Raw genomic sequence first — 17,926 nt, 5'->3', positions numbered from 1 at the left:
TCCGGAGAGATGAGATGAGCGTTACCAACAACCTTGCCCAGCGCCTCGCGCCCTGGGCCCTGCCGGTGGGCCTGGTGGTCATCTGGCAGCTGGCGGTGGAGTTCGGCTGGCTGTCCAGCCGCATCCTGCCCGCGCCCAGCGCCGTGGCCGAGGCCGGCTACCACCTGGTGGTCAGCGGCGAGCTCTGGCAGCACCTGGCGATCAGCACCTGGCGCGCCGCCGTCGGCTTCGTCATCGGCGGCAGCATCGGTCTGGTGCTGGGCCTGATCACCGGCCTGTCGCAATGGGGCGAGCGCTTCCTCGACAGCTCGGTGCAGATGATCCGCAACGTGCCGCACCTGGCGCTGATCCCGCTGGTGATCCTGTGGTTCGGCATCGACGAGTCGGCGAAGATCTTCCTGGTCGCCCTCGGCACGCTGTTCCCGATCTACCTCAACACCTACCACGGCATCCGCAACATCGATCCGGGGCTGCTGGAAATGTCCCGCAGCTACGGGCTGTCCGGCTTCGCGCTGTTCCGCCAGGTGATCCTGCCGGGCGCGCTGCCCTCGATCCTGGTGGGCGTGCGCTTCGCCCTGGGCTTCATGTGGCTGACCCTGATCGTCGCCGAAACCATCTCCGCCAACTCCGGTATCGGCTACCTGGCGATGAACGCCCGGGAGTTCCTGCAGACCGACGTGGTGGTGCTGGCGATCCTGCTCTATGCCGTGCTCGGCAAGCTCGCCGACCTCGCCGCCCGCGGCCTGGAACGCGTCTGGCTGCGCTGGCACCCGGCCTATCAGGTCAAGGGAGATGCGGCATGAACGCAGTCAACCCTTTGTCTCAAAAGCAGCTGCCGCAGCAACTCAAGAAAGGCATCCCGCTGGCGCTGGAGAACGTGCGCAAGCGCTTCGGCGACCGCGAGGTGCTCAAGGGCATCGACCTGCGGATTCCGGCTGGCCAGTTCGTCGCCATCGTCGGCCGCAGCGGCTGCGGCAAGAGCACCCTGCTGCGCCTGCTGGCCGGGCTCGATGAGGCCAGTGACGGCCAGTTGCTGGCCGGCTCCGCGCCGCTGGAAAGCGCCCGCGAAGAGACCCGCCTGATGTTCCAGGACTCGCGCCTGCTGCCCTGGAAGCGGGTGATCGACAACGTCGGCCTGGGCCTGAAGGGCGACTGGCGTCCGATGGCGCTGGACGCGCTGGCGGCGGTGGGGCTGTCCGACCGTGCCAACGAGTGGCCGGCGGGCTTGTCTGGCGGCCAGAAGCAGCGCGTGGCCCTGGCCCGCGCGCTGATCCACCAGCCGCGCCTGCTGCTGCTCGATGAGCCGCTGGGTGCGCTGGATGCCCTGACCCGTATCGAGATGCAGCAACTGATCGAGAACCTCTGGCAGCAGCATGGCTTCACCGTGCTGCTGGTCACCCACGACGTCAGCGAGGCCGTGGCCATCGCCGACCGGGTGATCCTCATCGAGGACGGTGAGATCGGCCTGGACCTCAACGTCGAGCTGCACCGGCCGCGTGCCCGTGGCTCGGCCAGGCTGGCCGCATTGGAGGCTGAAGTGCTTGAACGCGTGCTGTCGCTGCCGGCCCAGCCGCCCGAACCGGAACCCGTTTCCCCACTGCCCACGCAACTGCGCTGGGCGCTTTGAACCCACAGTGAAATCCCTATTCTCCCAAGGAGCTACGCCATGACCATCAAAGCCATCAACGTCCGCAACCAGTTCAAGGGCACCATCAAGGAAATCGTCGAAGGCGATGTGCTGTCGGAAATCGACGTGCAGACCGCTGCCGGCATCGTCACTTCGGTGATCACCACCCGTTCCGTGAAGGAGCTGGAACTGGCCATCGGCAGCGAAGTGATCGCCTTCGTGAAATCCACCGAGGTCTCCATCGCCAAGCTGTGAGTGCGGCGCTGGAAGAGGCGGGCAGTCCGGAAACGGGCTGCCCGTTTTCTTTTACGCTGCCTGCCGAGGCGCTCCCGGCGCTTTGTCGGATGGGTATCGCAAGCTCCACCCATCCGACGAAGCGCTCAACTTTACGCCCGCAACTGATGACTAGAGCAATTGCTCTATTTCCCCTAGACTCCGCTCAAACCAACAAGAGAAAGGAGTCCCGCATGTCCCTGAGTCCCTCTGCCTTCGCGTTGCTGGGCCTGGTCGCCTGGACCGTGCTGCTGGTCCTGCTGCTGGTCAACCAGCGCGGCCTGCTGGTGATGTCCGGCCGCATGAAGGTCAACGTCTTCGCCGCCGACGGCAGCAACACCCCCGGCACCTTCGGCCAGCGCCTGGTGCGCGCCCACGCCAACTGCGTGGAGAACGTCCCACTGTTCTGCGCCGTGCTGCTCTACGCCATGGGCACCCAGCAGACTGTGATCACCGACCCGCTGGCGCCGGCCCTGCTGGTGGCGCGCATCGTCCAGTCGGTGGTGCACCTGCTCAGCACCTCGGCGCTGGCGGTGTGGGTGCGTTTCGCCGCTTTCCTCGTCCAGCTGATCATCCTCATCTGGTGGCTGCTGCGCCTCTCGACCCTGATCTGACCGGCGACCGGAACAGTTGCACCACGCAACTGTTCCTATGGGGCGATACCGCCATGACTTAGCATGGCGGACCGCATACGCGTCGAGGCACTCATGCACGTTTCATCCGGCCGCTGGCAGTTCGGCCTGTTCCTGGCCCTGGTCACCGCCGTCCTCTGGGGCATCCTGCCGATCAAGCTCAAGGAAGTCCTGAAGGTCATGGACCCGATCACCGTCACCTGGTTTCGCCTGGTGGTGTCCGGTGGCCTGCTGCTCATCTACCTGGGCCTCACCCGCCAGTTGCCGCGCTTCTCGCCGCTGGGCAAGCGCGGCAAGGGGCTGGTGCTGATCGCCATCCTCGGCCTGACCGGCAACTACGTCTGCTACCTGATCGGCCTGCGCCTGCTCACGCCGGGGACCACGCAACTGGTGATCCAGATCGCGCCGATCCTGCTGCTGCTGGGCAGCCTGTTCGTTTTCAAGGAGAGCTTCAGCATCGGCCAGGCGTTCGGCCTTGCGGTGCTGATCTTCGGCTTCGGGCTGTTCTTCAACCAACGCCTGGCCGAGCTGTTCGGTTCGCTCGGCGAGTACACCACCGGTGTGCTGATCGTGGTCTTCGCCGCCTTCATCTGGACCTTCTACGGCCTGGCGCAGAAGCAGCTGCTGACCCAGTGGACCTCGGTGCAGGTGATGATGGTGATCTACCTGGGCTGCGGCGCACTGCTCACGCCCTGGGCGAATCCGCTGGAGGCCCTGGACCTGTCCCCGCTGCAGGGCTGGCTGCTGTTGGCCTGCTGCCTGAACACCCTGGTGGCCTACGGCGCCTTCGCCGAGGCGCTGGCGCACTGGGAAGCCTCGCGGGTCAGCGCGACCCTGGCGATCACGCCGCTGGTGACCTTCGCCTCGGTGGCGCTGGCTGCCTCGCTGTGGCCGGAATTCGTGCGGCCCGAGGACCTCAACGGCCTGGCCTATGTCGGTGCGCTGCTGGTGGTCAGTGGCTCGGCGCTCACTGCGCTGGCGCCTTCGCTGCTGCGCAGCTACCGGGCGCGAAAGGCGCGCATCGCCAACATCTGAGTTCCCGAAGGGCCGCCGTGAGGCGGCCTTTTGCTTTCCATCGTTTTCGCCCGATCGTTCTCGTCCGGCTTCAATTCTGCAAATGATATGTATTATCATTTGTGTAATTCGATAGTTGCCGGTGGCCCAGCGCCCCGGTTCTGGGGGCGACGTGGTAGCGGGCAAGTGTGGGGCAGGGCGGCGACGCCAAGAGGCGTGCGTCGATGGATGAGCGTTTCTCCCGTTCGGTGTCCCAGGCCTATCGCTCCTTCCACGGCGAATTGCTGCGCTTCCTTCGCAAGCAGCTGGGCAGCTCGGCGGACGCCGCCGACCTTGCCCAGGACGCCTTCGCCCAATGGCTCAAGTCTTCCTCGCGGCATCAGGTAGAGCAGCCGCGCGCCTTCCTGTTCCAGGTGGCGCGCAACCTGCTGCGTGATCACTGGCAGCGCTCCCGGCGCTTTGCCTGCGAGCCGGAAGAGGCCACGGATACTGACCAGCAACCGGCCGCCGAAGGGGGCGAACCCGTGGTGCAGTTCGAGCGACAACGTTATCTGCGGCAGCTTTCCCAGGCACTGGACAGCCTGCCGCCCCGCCGACGTGAGGCCTTCATCCTGCACAAGTTCGACGGCCTGTCGCAGCCCGAGGTGGCGCGGCGCATGGGGATTTCACTGAGCATGGTGGAAAAGCACGTCGCCAGTGCGCTGTTGCACTGCAAGCGGCACGTTCAGGGAGAGGGCGAAGCATGACGCCGCAAGAGGAGCGCCAGCAGGTGATCGACGAACTGGCCGCCAAGTGGTTCAGTCGCCAGCGCTCGGGCGCCTGTGATGCCCGCGAGCGCCAGGCCTTCGCCGACTGGCTGGCGGAAGATCCGGCCCATGCATCGGCCTACCGTGAGATCGAGCAGCTGTGGATCGATCTCGACCAGCTGCGCCGGCCCGCCATCGCGCCGCGTCGCCGCTCCATTCTGCCCTGGCGCGGGCTTGCCGCCGCCAGCGTATTCTGCGCGGCATTGTTGCTGGCCAACGACTTCAGTGGCGGCCGCCTGGCCGATCCGCAGCAGGTGCAATCCACCGCGCCGGGTGAGCAGCGCGAGGTCACGCTGGTCGATGGCTCGCGGGTTTTCCTGGCGGCGGATTCAACACTGCGGGTGGACTACTCCGAGAGTTTCCGCGATGTGCAATTGCTGCGCGGCGAAGCCTATTTCGAAGTGACCCACGACGCCGACCGGCCCTTCCGCGTGACCGCCGGCGACAGCCGGGTGCGGGTGCTCGGCACCGGCTTCGATGTGCATCGCGAGGGCGATGGGCTGACCGTCGCCGTGCGTCACGGCAAGGTGGCGTTGCAGGCGCAGCTCGGTGCGCCGGCTGAGCAGACGCTGACGGCGGGGGACCGCGCCCGGTTGCTCGGCGGGGCAGGGGAGGCGGAGGTCGATCACGTACCGGTCGCCTCCATCGCCGCCTGGCGCGACGGCATGCTCGCCTTCCGCAACCAGCCGCTGGGTGCGCTGGTGGACGAGCTGTCGCAATACCGCGCGGCGCCGATTCGCCTGGGTGATGAGCGACTGGCGCAGAAGCCCATTTCCGGCAACGTGCGCCTGGCCCGCCCGGACGACTTCCTTGCGGCCCTGCCGGTGCTGCTGGACGTGCGCGTGCAACGCAAGGCGGACGGCAGCGCGATCATCCTGCCGCGCTGACTTCCCCGTTCCTGCGCTTGGCCTGAGGGTAGGGCGGATAACGCGCCAGCGTTATCCGCCGCAAAGGAACCGGCGGATAACCTGTTCCAGGTTATTCGCCCTACAGCGCTGGCTCATTACGTAGGAGCGGACTGCGTCCGCGATCGATTTCCGGCGGCTCCGAGCTGGCAGGTTGCACATCGCGGACGGAGTCCGCTCCTACAAAAACAGCAACGACCCAGATTCGATTCTTTTTGAGAAATATTTTTATTTGCAGGTGTGGGTTTTTCTCGAATGAGGGTCTTCCCCGTCATTCGCTGCGAAATGCGCAGCGCTTTTCGACCCTGGGGAGGGCCTTGCATGCAGTCTCGTTTCAACTTCCCGTTCGCGCGCCCGCTGGGCTGCGCCGTGCTGCTCGGCAGCCTGATGATGGCCGAGTACAGCCGCGCTGCCGACTGGCAGGTCGACCTGCCGGCGCAGGCGCTGAGCGAATCCATCGGCAGCCTGTCGCAGCAGGCCGGCGTACAGGTGCTCTACGACGCCTCCCAGCTGGACGGCCTCAAGGCGCCGGCGGTGAGCGGTCGCTACAGCCTGCGTGAAGCGCTGGAGCAGTTGCTCAAGGGCTCGTCCCTGGAGCTGGTCGAGGCGGGTGACGGTTTCGTCGTGCGCCGCTCGGGCAAGGTCGACAAGTTCAGCGACAACGCCATCGAGCTGGACTCGCAGACCATCGTCGGCAGCGGCCTGTCGGTGGATTCCAGCAACGTCGGCCGCTCGACCCTGACCCGCAAGGACATCGAGCGCATCCAGGCCGACAACATTCCCACCCTGCTGCAGACGCTGCCCGGCGTGACCATGGGCGGCTCGCCCAAACCGGGTGGACAGACCGTCAACATCTGGGGCCTGGGCGATGCCGAGGACGTGCCCTTCACCCTCGATGGCGCGACCAAGAGCGGCTTCGAGCGCTACCAGCAAGGTACCGTGTTCATCGAGCCGGAGCTGATCAAGCGCATCGAGGTGGAGAAGGGCCCGCACTCGGTCTACAACGGCAACGGCGGCTTCGGCGGCACCGTGCACATGGAGACCAAGGACGCGCCGGACATGCTGCGTGACGACCAGAACGTCGGCGCCATGCTCAAGTACGGCTACCACTCCAACGACCAGCAGAAAATCTACAGCGGCGCCGTCTATGGCCGCACCGAGGACCGCAAGGTCGACGCGCTGGCCTACCTCACTGCCCGTGACGGCCGCGACATCAAGCTCGCCGGGCACATCCCCGACCCGAACAACAACTACCCGATCAACCCCAGCCGCCTGCCCAACAGCGCCCAGGACCTGGACGCCGGGCTGTTCAAGCTGAACCTGCACCCCAACCTCGACAACGACATCAGCTTCGCCTACAGCCGCTCCCACAGCACGCGCTGGACGCCGTTCTCCTCGGCGTCCTATCCGACACCTCCGACCCAGTCGAGCATCGACCGATACGGCTACGAGGATGCGCTCAAGCGTCTGCTGGCGCACCGCGACACCACCGACACCACTTGGTCGGGCAAGTACGAATACCACCCGATCGACAACCCGCTGATCGACCTGATGGTGCAGTACTCCGAGTCGCACATCGACCAGACCGACGAGCGCAACCCGGACGCCTTCTTCCAGGTCTCCACCGGTGGCCGCAAGATGGACACCGACTACAAGGACAAGGTGCTGGAGCTGCGCAACACCAGTCTGTTCGCCACCGGCCCGGTGCAGCACGCGCTCACCGTGGGCACGCAGTTCCACCGCCACACCCGCACCACCGACATGTACATCCCCGGTTCCACCTACGACACCGCGCGCTACAACTACGGTCACTTCCAGCCGACCTTCATGCCCAGCGGCAAGCAGAACACCAACAGCGCCTACATCCAGGACGCGCTGACCCTGGGCAGCGTGACCATCACCCCGTCGCTGCGCTTCGACCACGTGCGCAACCAGGGCAAGGACAATGACGCGCCGCTCTACAACAACGCAGCCCAAGGCCATGACTACAGCTCGCAGACCTACAGCGGCTGGTCTCCGCGCCTGTCGCTGTTCTGGACTGCCACCGAGCGCCTGGGCTTCTTCGCCGACTACAGCCGCACCTGGCGCGCGCCGGTGATCGACGAGATGTACGAGGTGCAGAACAGCAGCACGGTCAGCGCCACCAGCCGTGACCTGGACCCCGAACGCATCCACGCACTGCGCTTCGGATCGCTGGTCAACCTGCCGGACCTGTTCATCAACGGCGACAACCTGCAGGTGCGCACCACGCTGTTCCAGAACAAGATCAAGGACGAGATCTTCCGCACCCGCAGCGTCGGCTGCGAGCAGCAGTCCATCGACAATGGCACCATTTCCGGCAGCTGTGGCGACTATCTGCCGCTGTCCAACTACCGCAACCTGCCGGGCGTGACCTACAAGGGCTTCGAGGTCGAAAGCTTCTACGACAGCCCCTGGCTGTTCGGCGGGCTGTCGTACTCGTGGGTGACCGGCAAGCACGACGGTGCCTACAGCAACCCCTGGGGGCCGAACGTATGGGCACGTGACGTACCGCCGGCCAAGTGGGTCGCCACCCTGGGCACCAAGATCCCGTCGTGGGATGCGCAGGTCGGCTGGCAGGGAGAGTTCGTCCGCAAGACCGACCGCCTGCCCAGCGACAAGTATTCCGGCGGCATGGGCACCAGCGTCGGCGACATCTTCTGGGACCAGACAGTGAATGACAGTTACGACACCCACCGCGTGTTCGCCAGTTGGAAGCCGCGCCGCCTGGGCCTGGAGAACACCGAGCTGAACTTCACCGTGGACAACCTGTTCAACCGCGATTACCACCCCGCGCTGGCCGGCGACAGCGTGTACAGCCAGGGCCGCAACGCCAAGTTCAGTCTCACCCAGTACTTCTGAAGTCTCCCTCGTGGGACACCTGTAGGAGCGAGCCATACTCGCGATCGCGGGCATGGCTCGCTCCTACAGAGATACTCGATGCCCGATACCTGTAGGGCGCATAAACGGAACGCTTTCTACGCCGGCTGCGACGATGGCGGATAACGCTTGGGGCGTTATGCTCCCTACCTGCATACCAACGAAAACGGGCGCCCGAAGGCGCCCGTTTCGTAACGGCAATGCAGGGTGAGTCAGGCGGAGGTCGGACGCACGACGCGATAGACCAGTGCACCGATCACACCGCCCACCAGCGGGCCGACCCAGAACAGCCACAGCTGCTTCATGAACAGCGGGTCGGCAAAGATCGCCACGCCCAGGCTGCGCGCCGGGTTCACCGAGGTGTTGTCGATCGGGATGCTGATCAGGTGGATCAGGGTCAGCGTCAGGCCAATGGCGATCGGCGCGAAACCGGCCGGCGCCAGTTTGCTGTCGGTAGCGCCCATGATCACGAACAGGAAGAACGCGGTCAGCAGCACCTCGATGGCCAGCGCCGACTGCATGCTGTAGCCGGTCGGAGAGCCTTCACCGAAACCGTTGGCGGCGAAGCCCGCCAGCACGTCGAAGCCCGGCTTACCGGAAGCGATGTAGAACAGCACGGCACCGGCGAGCACGCCGCCGATGATCTGGGCGACGATGTACGGCACGACGTCCAGGGTGCGAACGCGGCCGCCGGCCCACAGGCCGAGGGTGACGGCAGGGTTGAGGTGACAGCCGGAGATCGGACCGATGGCATAGGCCATGGTCACGACCGTCAGGCCGAAGGCCAGGGCGACACCCAGTACGCCAATGGCGTGGGCCGCGAAGATGGCGCTGCCGCAACCACCGAACACCAGCCAGAACGTGCCGATCATTTCGGCGGAAAGTTTGCGAAGCATGCTGCCTCCAGAGGCAAAGAGAAGCCCGGAATTCGGGCTTGCGCATGCTAGGGAAACGGGAGGTTGGCGCGGTGTAGGGGATTTCCCAAGGTGTAGGGAATACCTTCTGAAGGGGGAAGCGGTGGGGCGGACAGCGCGCCATGCGCTATCCGCCGTCCCTTCAGACCTGCGTGCCCAGTAGTTCCGCCCGGCGCAGCCAGCCTTGCCGCTGCTCCTCGCCGGAACCGCGCACCGGGCTGAACTCCTCCAGGTGGTGCAGTGCAATGCCACAGGGCGCGAGGATGCAGCGGGTCATCTGCCGGTGGGCCGGGGCTCCCTGGCGCAGGCGGTAGTGCCAGTGAGTCTGGTCGTGGCTGACCAGCAGATCGGCGCTGCGTCCTCCCAGCAGCGGCTCGAACTCGCGGGACTCCAGCGAGCGGTAGCGGAAGGCGAAGCCCGGCTGCAGCACGCGGTCGAAGAAGCCCTGCAAGAGCGCCGGCAGGCCGCCCCACCAGATCGGATAGACGAAGGCGATGTGCTGCGCCCAGTGGATCTGCCGCTGGGCTTCGAGCACATCCGGCTCCAGGTTCTGGCTCTGTTCGTAGCCGCCGCGCAGCACCGGGTCGAAGTTCAGCTCGCCGAGCCTGAGCGTGTGCACCACATGGCCCTTGGCGCGGGCGCCGTGGGCGTAGGCCTCGGCCACCGCGTGGCAGAAGCCGCCGGGCTTGGGCGAGCCCAGCACCAGCAGCACGCGCTTGCCGTCGCCCTCGATCGGGGTGGCGCCGGAGCGGGGCGGCTCAACCATTCTGCCCGGCCTCCAGCATGGTCTCCGGGCGCACCCACTGGTCGAACTCGGCGTCGGTCAGGTAGCCCAGTTCCAGTGCGGCTTCGCGCAGGGTCTTGCCTTCGGCGTAGGCCTTCTTGGCGATCTCGGCGGCCTTGTCATAGCCGATGTGCGGGTTCAGCGCGGTCACCAGCATCAGGCCGCGATCGAGGTGCTCGCGCATCTTCGCCGCATCCGGCTCCATGCCGGCGACGCAGTGGGTGTTGAAGTTGCGGCAGCCGTCGGCCAGCAGGCGTGCGGATTCCAGCAGGTTGTGGACGATCACCGGCTTGTAGACGTTGAGCTGCAGGTGGCCCTGGCTGGCGGCGAAGGTGATCGCGGCGTCGTTGCCGAAGACCTGGCAGGCGAGCATCGACAGCGCCTCGCACTGGGTCGGGTTGACCTTGCCGGGCATGATCGAGGAGCCCGGTTCGTTGGCCGGCAGCTTCACCTCGGCGAAGCCCGCGCGGGGACCTGAACCGAGCAGGCGCAGGTCGTTGGCGATCTTCATCAGTGCCACGGCGAGGGTCTTCATGGCGCCGGCCAGGGTCACCAGCGGTTCGTGGCCGGCGAGGGCGGCGAACTTGTTCGGCGCGGAGACGAAGGGCAGGCCGGAGAGGTCGGCCAGCTCGGCGGCAATGGCATCGGCGAATTCCTTGGGAGCGTTCAGCCCGGTACCGACGGCGGTGCCGCCCTGGGCCAGCTCGTAGACCGCCGGCAGCGCTGCGCGCAGGGCGCGCTCGGCGTAGTCCAGCTGGGCGACGAAGGCGGAAAGCTCCTGGCCGAAGGTGACTGGTGTGGCATCCATCAGGTGGGTACGCCCGGTCTTTACCAGGTTGGCGTGGCGCGCTGCCTGCTGGGCGAGGCCGCCGCTGAGTTCGGCGATGGCTGGCAGGAGGTCGTTCTGCACCGCCTGCGCGGCGGCGATGTGCATGGCGGTGGGGAAGCTGTCGTTGGAGCTCTGCGCGCGGTTCACATGGTCGTTGGGATGCACCGGCTTCTTGCCACCGCGGCCGTTGCCGGCGATCTCGTTGGCACGGCCGGCGATGACTTCGTTGACGTTCATGTTGCTCTGGGTGCCGCTGCCGGTCTGCCAGACGACGAGGGGGAACTGGTCATCGTGCTCGCCCGCCAGCACTTCGTCGGCGGCTTCCTCGATCAGGCTGGTGATGTTCTCCGGCAATTCGCCCAGCTGCGCGTTGACCCGCGCGGCGGCCTTCTTGATCAGCGCCAGGGCATGCACCACGGCCAGCGGCATGCGCTGTCCGCCGATGGCGAAGTTCTGCAGCGAGCGCTGGGTCTGCGCACCCCAGTAGGCGTCGTCGGGGACCTCGATGGGACCGAGGCTGTCGGTTTCGGTGCGGCTCATGGTGCTTCTCCGGAAAAGGGTCTCGGCCAGTTTAGGCCGCTGTGGGGCTTCCGGGTTCCACTCCGGCTCAATGGCCGTGATAGAGCGGTCTGGCTGGCGTGCGAGACTCAGCGACAGGCAGGTGCCAGAGGGCAGTCACCAACGGGCGTGCGTGGAACCAACCCAGCCGAGCGCGCCATTCACCGGCACCAGGTCGCCCTCGTCGCTGCGCAGCGAGCCGTCGAAGCGGCCGAACCACTGGCAGGTCTCGGCGAACAGCGGGCCCAGGCGCGGGCAGGCGCGGTGCAGCTTGCGCGGGGTAAAGGTGAGATCGACGCGCTCATCGCTGCCGCGTAGCTGCCAGGGCGACAGCGGGTCGTGCGGCACCTGACGGATATCCACAGGGCCGTCCAGCGCCTGCAGCTCGCCGCCGAACCACAGGGCGTTCTCGCTCAGGTGGCTGTTTTCCGTCCAGCCGGCGCCGAAGTTGCCGGCGATGCCGCCGGGCGCGGCGAAGGCGGCGCGGGTCCATTGGGTGTTGAACGGCCAGACGCCCCGGCCGAAATCCAGCGCGGCGAAGCTCTGGCCGTCGGTGCAGCGGTAGGTCTTGTGGCCGAGGGTAAGGCTGCCGCTGATCGGCAGGCCCATCTGCCGGCTGCAGGCATGGAAGCACTTGCCACCCATGGGCACCACCAGGTTGACCGACTCCAGGTGCGCCGGGCGCTGCACTTCCAGCGAGAGATTCAGCGGCTGGCCGCCCAGGTTCGGCGCGCAGGCGGTGATGCGCAGCTGGCCGGGCTGTTCATCGAAGCCCAGGCACAGCTGGCCGTGCTCGAAGCGATGGCTCTGGTTGGGCGTGTCCGGCAGGTGGCAGCCCAGGCCGAAGGGGCTGAACTGGGTGCGGTGCACCGACTGTCCGGTTTCCAGGTCGAGGAAGTACACGGCGCCGTAGCCCAGGTAGTCGAGGTCGGCGATGGTGATCGAGAGCATCCAGCCCGGCGCATTGATGCACCAGTGGTTCCAGCGCTTGCGCCGGCCGGCATTGCCGGACAGCTGGCAGAGCGTCTGTGGCCGCGACGACCAGCCCACGGCCGCGCTGTTCAGGCGGCCGCGCGCATCGCACAGGGGCGGCGCGGCGACGAGTGTCGGCGGGTGGGTGAGGGTGTTCATCGGTCACATCCATGTGGCAACGCGCCGCAGCATGACGTTTCGGGAACTGTACGACAAGAGAAGCCGGTCACTTCCGGGCCATTTGGCACTCTCTTGAGCACATTCCGAACTTAGGCGCAGAATGGCGGGTCCCACCCGGACACCCTTCAGACTCACAGGACTGCCCCATGACCGTTCTTCGTTCCCTCTGCACCGCAGCACTTCTGGTTGGCTTCAGTTCCGTGGCACTGGCTGACGCCAACGCCGAGGCGGAGAAGTTCCTCAAGCAGGTCCATGCCGACAAGCTGACCGTGCCGGTCTACGCGCAAGTCCAGCAGATGCTCGCCCAGCGCTTCGCCCAGGCCAAGGCGCCGGACAGCAAGAAGGCCGTGCTCGACCGCTACCAGGCCAAGGCCAACGCCGAACTGGACCGCGCGGTGGGTTGGGACAAGCTCAAACCCGAACTGGTCAAGCTCTACACCAGCAACTTCAGTGAATCCGAGCTCAAGCAGCTGAACGACTTCTACGCATCGCCCCTGGGCCGCAAGGTGCTGGAGAAGATGCCGCGCCTGACCGCCGAATCCGCCCAGCTGACCCAGGCCAAACTGCAGACCGCGGTAGAGCCGGTGAACAAGCTGATGGCCGACATGGACAAGGAGCTGGGCGTGAAGGCCCCGGCCGCTCCGGCCAAGAAGCCCTGATCGTCCTGACTTCCACCCGCCTTGACCGTACTGACTGCCAGCGAGACCCGACATGAGCATGCGTGACCGTATCCAGACTGCCCTGAGTGCCCTCGAACCCCAACACCTTGAGGTGCTGGATGAGAGCCACATGCACAGCCGCGGACAGGAAACGCACTACAAGGCCGTGATCGTCAGCCCGGCGTTCGCCGGACTGAACGCGGTGAAGCGGCATCAGAAGGTCTACGCCACGCTCGGCGAGCTGATGAGTCAGTTCCATGCCCTGGCCATGCACACCTACACCCCCGAGGAGTGGGCGCAGCAGGGCGCGGCACCGGATTCGCCGACCTGCCGTGGCGGCAGCAAGCATGATCTGCATTGAGAGCCTGATGCACTGATCGGCGGCTGACCAACCGCGTGCGGGGTTCGCCCCGCTCCGGTAGAATGCGACTCACAGCGCCGGCTTCAGCCGGCGCTGTCATTTTCAGCTGTCGATCAGCCTGTGTTTCCAAACGTTCGCTTCCAAAGAAGCCCGGTCCGCCCTTTACGCGGGCGACCACTGGAGTGATGCATGACCACCGAAAGAATCGTCGTCGCGGCGTTGTACAAGTTCGTCTCCCTGCCCGACTACGTCGCCCTGCGCGAACCGCTGCTGCAGACCCTGCTGGACAATGGCGTGAAGGGCACCCTGCTGCTCGCCGAGGAAGGCATCAACGGCACCGTCTCCGGCACCCGCGCCGGCATCGACGGCCTGCTCGCCTGGCTGCGCACCGATGCGCGCCTGGCCGATGTCGACCACAAGGAGTCCTACTGCGACGAGCAGCCGTTCTACCGCACCAAGGTCAAGCTGAAGAAGGAAATCGTCACCCTCGGCGTGCCCGGCGTGGACCCGAACGCCAAGGTCGGCACCTACGTCGAACCCCAGGACTGGAACGCACTGATCTCCGACCCGGAAGTCCTGCTGATCGACACCCGCAACGACTACGAAGTGGCCATCGGCACCTTCGAGGGCGCCATCGACCCGAAGACCAAGTCGTTCCGCGAATTCCCTGACTACATCCGCGAGCATTACGACCCGGCGAAGCACAAGAAGGTCGCGATGTTCTGCACCGGCGGCATCCGTTGCGAGAAGGCCTCGAGCTACATGCTCAACGAAGGCTTCGAAGAGGTGTTCCACCTCAAGGGCGGCATCCTCAAGTACCTGGAGGAAGTGCCCGAGGCGCAGACCCTCTGGCGCGGCGACTGCTTCGTGTTCGACAACCGCGTGACCGTGCGCCATGACCTGACCGAGGGCGACTACGATCAGTGCCATGCCTGCCGCAACCCGATCTCGGTCGAGGACCGCGCTTCGCAACACTACGCGCCGGGCATCAGTTGCCCGCACTGCTGGGACACGCTGTCGGAGAAGACCCGCGCCAGCGCCCGCGAGCGGCAGAAGCAGATTGAACTGGCGCGCCAGCGCAACCAGCCGCACCCCATTGGCCGTGATCCCCGCGCGGAGAACTGATCCATGACCAGCCGCCTGCTCTACGTGATGGACCCGATGTGCTCCTGGTGCTGGGGTTTCGCCCCGGTCGCCAGGCAGCTGGTGGAGCAGGCGCGCGCCGCAGGTGTGCCGCTGGCGCTGGTGATGGGCGGGCTGCGCACGGGGCAGGGCGCCGCGCTGGAGCCGACCACCAAGCGCTACATCCTCGAACACTGGCACGCGGTGCATGAAGCCACCGGCCAGCCGTTCCGCTTCGAAGATGCGTTGCCCGACGGTTTCGTCTACGACACCGAACCGGCCTGCCGGGCGGTGGTCACCGCACGCCGCCTGGACGAGGACTGCGCCTGGGCGCTGGTCGGCGAAATCCAGCGGGCGTTCTACGCCGAAGGCCGCGACGTCACCCAGGCCAGTGTGCTCAGCGAACTGGCCGAACAGGTCGGCCTGCCGCGCATCGAGTTTGCCGAAGCCTTCGACAGCCAGGACAATCACCTGGCGACCCTGGCCGACTTTTCCTGGGCCCGCGACCTGGGCATCGCCGGCTTCCCTACGCTGCTGGCCGAGCGCGACGGCCAACTGGCCCTGCTGACCAACGGCTACCAGCCACTGGGCGAACTCGCCCCGCTGCTGGAGCGCTGGCTGGAGCGCGGGCGGCATGCCTGAGCTGTCCGATGACCGCCTGAGCTGGGCGGAGATTCGCCGGCTCGCTTTCCGTCATCGCAAGGCCCTGCTCCTCGCCAATCTGGTCGCCGTACTGGCCACCGCCTGCAGCGTACCGATCCCGCTGCTGCTGCCGCTGCTGGTGGACGAAGTGCTGCTGGGCAAGGGCGACGCCGCCCTGCAGGTGATGAATCACTGGCTGCCCGCCGGCTGGCACAAGCCGGTCGGCTACATCGGCCTGATGCTGCTGGTAACCCTGGTGCTGCGCAGCTGCGCGCTGGTGTTCAACGTACTGCAGGCCAAGTTGTTCGCGCGGTTGTCCAAGGACGTGGTGTACCGCATCCGCCTGCGCCTGATCGAACGCCTGAAGCGCATCGCCCTGGGCGAATACGAGACCCTCGGCGGCGGCTCGGTCAGCGCGCACCTGGTGACCGATCTCGACACCCTCGACAAGTTCGTCGGCGACACCCTGAGCCGCTTCCTGGTGGCGTTGCTGACTCTCTGCGGCACCGCCGGCATCCTGATCTGGATGCACTGGAAGCTGGCGCTGCTGATTCTGCTGTTCAACCCGCTGGTGATCTTCGCCACGGTGCAGCTGGGCAAGCGCGTGAAGCACCTGAAGAAGCTGGAGAACGACAGCACTTCGCGCTTCACCCAGGCGCTGACCGAAACCCTCGAAGCCATTCAGGAAGTGCGCGCCGGCAACCGCCAGGGCTTCTTCCTCGGTCGCCTTGGTGTGCGTGCCCGCGAAGTGCGCGACTACGCCGTCGCCTCGCAGTGGAAGAGCGACGCTGCCGGGCGCGCCAGCGGTCTGCTGTTCCAGTTCGGCATCGACCTGTTCCGCGCCGCGGCCATGCTCACCGTGCTGTTCTCCGACCTGTCCATCGGCCAGATGCTCGCGGTCTTCAGTTACCTGTGGTTCATGATCGGACCGGTGGAACAACTGCTCAGCCTGCAGTACGCCTACTACGCCGCTGGGGGGGCGCTGACTCGCATCAACGAGCTGCTGGCGCGCGCCGACGAGCCGCATTACCAGCACCGCCGCGATCCGTTCGCCGGGCACACCAGCGTCGGCATCCAGGTGCGCGACCTGAGCTTCGCCTACCGCGACGAACTCGTGCTGGACGGCCTCGACCTGGACATCGCTCCCGGCGAGAAAGTCGCCATCGTCGGCGCCAGTGGCGGCGGCAAGAGCACCCTGGTGCAACTGCTGCTGGGCCTCTACCAGCCACAGTCCGGCAGCATCCGCTACGGCGGCGCGGCGCTGGAGGAGATTGGCCTGGATTGCGTGCGCGAGCATGTGGCCGTGGTGCTGCAGCACCCGGCGCTGTTCAACGACACGGTGCGCGCCAACCTGACCATGGGCCGCGAGCGCGGTGACGAAGCCTGCTGGCGCGCGCTGGAAGTAGCGCAGTTGGCGGACACCATCCGCGCCCTGCCGCAGGGGCTGGACAGCGTGGTCGGGCGTTCCGGCGTGCGCCTCTCTGGCGGCCAGCGGCAGCGCCTGGCGATTGCCCGCATGGTGCTCGCCGAACCGAAGGTGGTGATCCTCGATGAGGCCACTTCCGCCCTCGATGCCGCCACCGAATACGCCCTGCACCAGGCACTGGAGCGCTTCCTCGAAGGGCGCACCACGCTGATCATCGCCCACCGCCTGTCCGCGGTGAAACAGGCCGACCGCGTGCTGGTGTTCGACGGCGGACGCATCGCCGAAGACGGCGACCACCAGCAACTCATCGCTGAAGGCGGGCTCTATGCGCGCCTGTACGGACACCTGCAGCAGGGCTGATCAGCCGTAGCGGGTGACTTCGAGGAAGGCCACGCAGTTGCCCATGTCGTGGAAGACCCGCGCACTGCCGATGTCGTTGTAGGGAATGCCCAGCAGCAGATCGAGCAGGTGGGCATCGCTGCGGTAGTGCGGGCGCCAGTCCAGCAGGCCTTCGAGGTAGGCGATGTCCGGCACGCCGGGGAGGAAGTTGCCCATCAGCAGGCGCCCGCCGGGCAGCAGGCGGGCGAACAGGTTGCGGGTCAGGTCGCGGGCGTCGTGGTCGTCCAGCACCTCGTAGAGGCCCGGCGAGTAGATCAGGTCGAAATGGCAGAGGTCCTGGCGTCCGTAGAACAGGTCGTCCAGGTTGCATTGCTGCGTCTGGACGCCGAGCGCGGCATAGCTGGCCTCCACCGTCTGCAGGGACAGCGCCTGCGCGTCCAGCGCGGTGAACTGGCGGAACTGGCCATGGCGCAGCGAGCGCGCCAACTCGGCCTCGCGCAGGTGTCCGCAGCCCACACAGAGAATGCGTGCCTGGCCGCTGAGCTGTTGGCAGCAGCGGTCGATCTCGCGTGCCAGCAACTGGCGGCGCGAGCGCAATGCGCGGGAGGCGGGAGCGGAGCTGGCGTAGCGGAACAACTCTTCGGTCGGCCCATCGGGCAGCAGCGAACGCAGGGTGCTGTCGATGCCGTAGAGGTAGTCCATCAGCACCGCGTTGCCGGCACCTTCGCCCATCGGCCGCTCGCGGCGCCGGGGGAAGGGCACCACGCGCGGGGCTTCGGCTGGCGGCGCGCTGCCGGTGGCGAGCGCCAGCAGGTCGGTCTCGTCGTCCCGGAGGTGACGCAGCTGCTGTTCGAGTTGCTCGATGGCTTCGGTTAGCGAGTTCGGATTCTGCTGGGTGCCGTTGTCCATGCCGTCCACCTGGGATACCGCTCAGTGATGAGAAAGCGCCACCGGCCTTGCCGGTGATCCGTCCAACACCTTAGGG

17 protein-coding genes and 1 pseudogene are annotated in these 17,926 nt (G+C 66.5%); 13 read left to right on the top strand and 5 right to left on the bottom strand.

The genetic code is table 11. The features are described from left to right. The first annotated feature begins 14 nt into the window (after positions 1–14). The 8 genes from ssuC to IB275_RS21910 all read left to right on the top strand — a co-directional run bounded on the left by ssuC (position 15) and on the right by IB275_RS21910 (position 8,137). Positions 15–803: an aliphatic sulfonate ABC transporter permease SsuC gene (gene ssuC / locus IB275_RS21945; RefSeq protein ID WP_192291117.1), complete on the top strand. Its 789-nt coding sequence runs from the start codon at positions 15–17 to the stop codon at positions 801–803. Further along, positions 800–1,627 (top strand): aliphatic sulfonates ABC transporter ATP-binding protein, encoded by an 828-nt coding sequence (gene ssuB, locus IB275_RS21940; RefSeq protein ID WP_192291115.1) that lies wholly within the window; start codon positions 800–802, stop codon positions 1,625–1,627. The genes ssuC and ssuB overlap by 4 nt, the downstream gene beginning before the upstream one ends. 39 nt (positions 1,628–1,666) lie before the next feature. Further along, complete coding sequence (locus IB275_RS21935; RefSeq protein ID WP_017517652.1) at positions 1,667–1,882, top strand: TOBE domain-containing protein; 216 nt, start codon at positions 1,667–1,669, stop codon at positions 1,880–1,882. A gap of 212 nt (positions 1,883–2,094) precedes the next feature. After that, positions 2,095–2,514 carry an MAPEG family protein gene (locus tag IB275_RS21930; RefSeq protein ID WP_192291113.1) on the top strand — a complete coding sequence of 140 codons (420 nt, stop codon included), beginning with the start codon at positions 2,095–2,097 and terminating at the stop codon, positions 2,512–2,514. Between the two features lie 93 nt (positions 2,515–2,607). Beyond that, the gene (locus tag IB275_RS21925) at positions 2,608–3,567 is read left to right on the top strand and encodes a DMT family transporter (RefSeq protein WP_192291111.1); all 960 of its coding nucleotides are present in this window, start codon (positions 2,608–2,610) and stop codon (positions 3,565–3,567) included. A 203-nt stretch (positions 3,568–3,770) separates the two neighbouring features. Beyond that, positions 3,771–4,292, top strand: coding sequence for a sigma-70 family RNA polymerase sigma factor (locus IB275_RS21920; protein WP_081519207.1), 522 nt, complete (start codon positions 3,771–3,773; stop codon positions 4,290–4,292). Continuing rightward, complete coding sequence (locus tag IB275_RS21915; RefSeq protein WP_192291109.1) at positions 4,289–5,239, top strand: FecR family protein; 951 nt, start codon at positions 4,289–4,291, stop codon at positions 5,237–5,239. Before IB275_RS21920 ends, IB275_RS21915 begins: the two co-directional genes overlap by 4 nt. A 339-nt stretch (positions 5,240–5,578) precedes the next feature. Then, positions 5,579–8,137 (top strand): TonB-dependent receptor, encoded by a 2,559-nt coding sequence (locus IB275_RS21910; RefSeq protein WP_192291107.1) that lies wholly within the window; start codon positions 5,579–5,581, stop codon positions 8,135–8,137. A gap of 230 nt (positions 8,138–8,367) precedes the next feature. Here the strand turns inward: IB275_RS21910 and aqpZ are convergent, their stop codons facing one another. The 4 genes from aqpZ to IB275_RS21890 all read right to left on the bottom strand — a co-directional run bounded on the left by aqpZ (position 8,368) and on the right by IB275_RS21890 (position 12,371). Next, positions 8,368–9,051, bottom strand: a complete 684-nt coding sequence (gene aqpZ, locus IB275_RS21905; protein ID WP_192291105.1) for an aquaporin Z — start codon at positions 9,049–9,051, stop codon at positions 8,368–8,370. Between the two features lie 160 nt (positions 9,052–9,211). Continuing rightward, positions 9,212–9,835 carry an NAD(P)H-dependent oxidoreductase gene (locus IB275_RS21900; protein ID WP_192291103.1) on the bottom strand — a complete coding sequence of 208 codons (624 nt, stop codon included), beginning with the start codon at positions 9,833–9,835 and terminating at the stop codon, positions 9,212–9,214. Continuing rightward, on the bottom strand, positions 9,828–11,222 hold the full coding sequence (locus IB275_RS21895; RefSeq protein WP_192291101.1) for a class II fumarate hydratase: 1,395 nt from the start codon (positions 11,220–11,222) through the stop codon (positions 9,828–9,830). The genes IB275_RS21900 and IB275_RS21895 overlap by 8 nt, the downstream gene beginning before the upstream one ends. A gap of 135 nt (positions 11,223–11,357) precedes the next feature. Beyond that, complete coding sequence (locus tag IB275_RS21890) at positions 11,358–12,371, bottom strand: DUF2804 domain-containing protein (RefSeq protein WP_081519213.1); 1,014 nt, start codon at positions 12,369–12,371, stop codon at positions 11,358–11,360. Between the two features lie 121 nt (positions 12,372–12,492). Between IB275_RS21890 and IB275_RS21885 the strand changes: the two are divergent. The 5 genes and pseudogenes from IB275_RS21885 to IB275_RS21865 all read left to right on the top strand — a co-directional run bounded on the left by IB275_RS21885 (position 12,493) and on the right by IB275_RS21865 (position 16,962). Continuing rightward, positions 12,493–13,051: pseudogene (locus IB275_RS21885) on the top strand (DUF2059 domain-containing protein). 52 nt (positions 13,052–13,103) lie between these two features. Further along, positions 13,104–13,412, top strand: coding sequence for a BolA family protein (locus IB275_RS21880; RefSeq protein WP_138212761.1), 309 nt, complete (start codon positions 13,104–13,106; stop codon positions 13,410–13,412). 189 nt (positions 13,413–13,601) lie between these two features. Further along, entirely contained in the window at positions 13,602–14,537 is a 936-nt protein-coding gene (trhO, locus tag IB275_RS21875; RefSeq protein ID WP_192291099.1) for an oxygen-dependent tRNA uridine(34) hydroxylase TrhO, read from the top strand. A 36-nt stretch (positions 14,538–14,573) separates the two neighbouring features. After that, positions 14,574–15,176 carry a DsbA family protein gene (locus IB275_RS21870; RefSeq protein WP_192292495.1) on the top strand — a complete coding sequence of 201 codons (603 nt, stop codon included), beginning with the start codon at positions 14,574–14,576 and terminating at the stop codon, positions 15,174–15,176. After that, complete coding sequence (locus IB275_RS21865; protein ID WP_192291097.1) at positions 15,169–16,962, top strand: ABC transporter ATP-binding protein; 1,794 nt, start codon at positions 15,169–15,171, stop codon at positions 16,960–16,962. Before IB275_RS21870 ends, IB275_RS21865 begins: the two co-directional genes overlap by 8 nt. Here the strand turns inward: IB275_RS21865 and IB275_RS21860 are convergent, their stop codons facing one another. Further along, complete coding sequence (locus IB275_RS21860; RefSeq protein WP_192291095.1) at positions 16,963–17,850, bottom strand: methyltransferase domain-containing protein; 888 nt, start codon at positions 17,848–17,850, stop codon at positions 16,963–16,965. It lies immediately after the preceding gene. Positions 17,851–17,926: the final 76 nt, after the last annotated feature.

Origin of the sequence: Pseudomonas sp. PDM21 (assembly GCF_014852505.2) — a bacterium.
Taxonomy (GTDB): Bacteria; Pseudomonadota; Gammaproteobacteria; order Pseudomonadales; family Pseudomonadaceae; genus Pseudomonas.
This window is presented reverse-complemented; position numbering and strand designations above follow the sequence as displayed.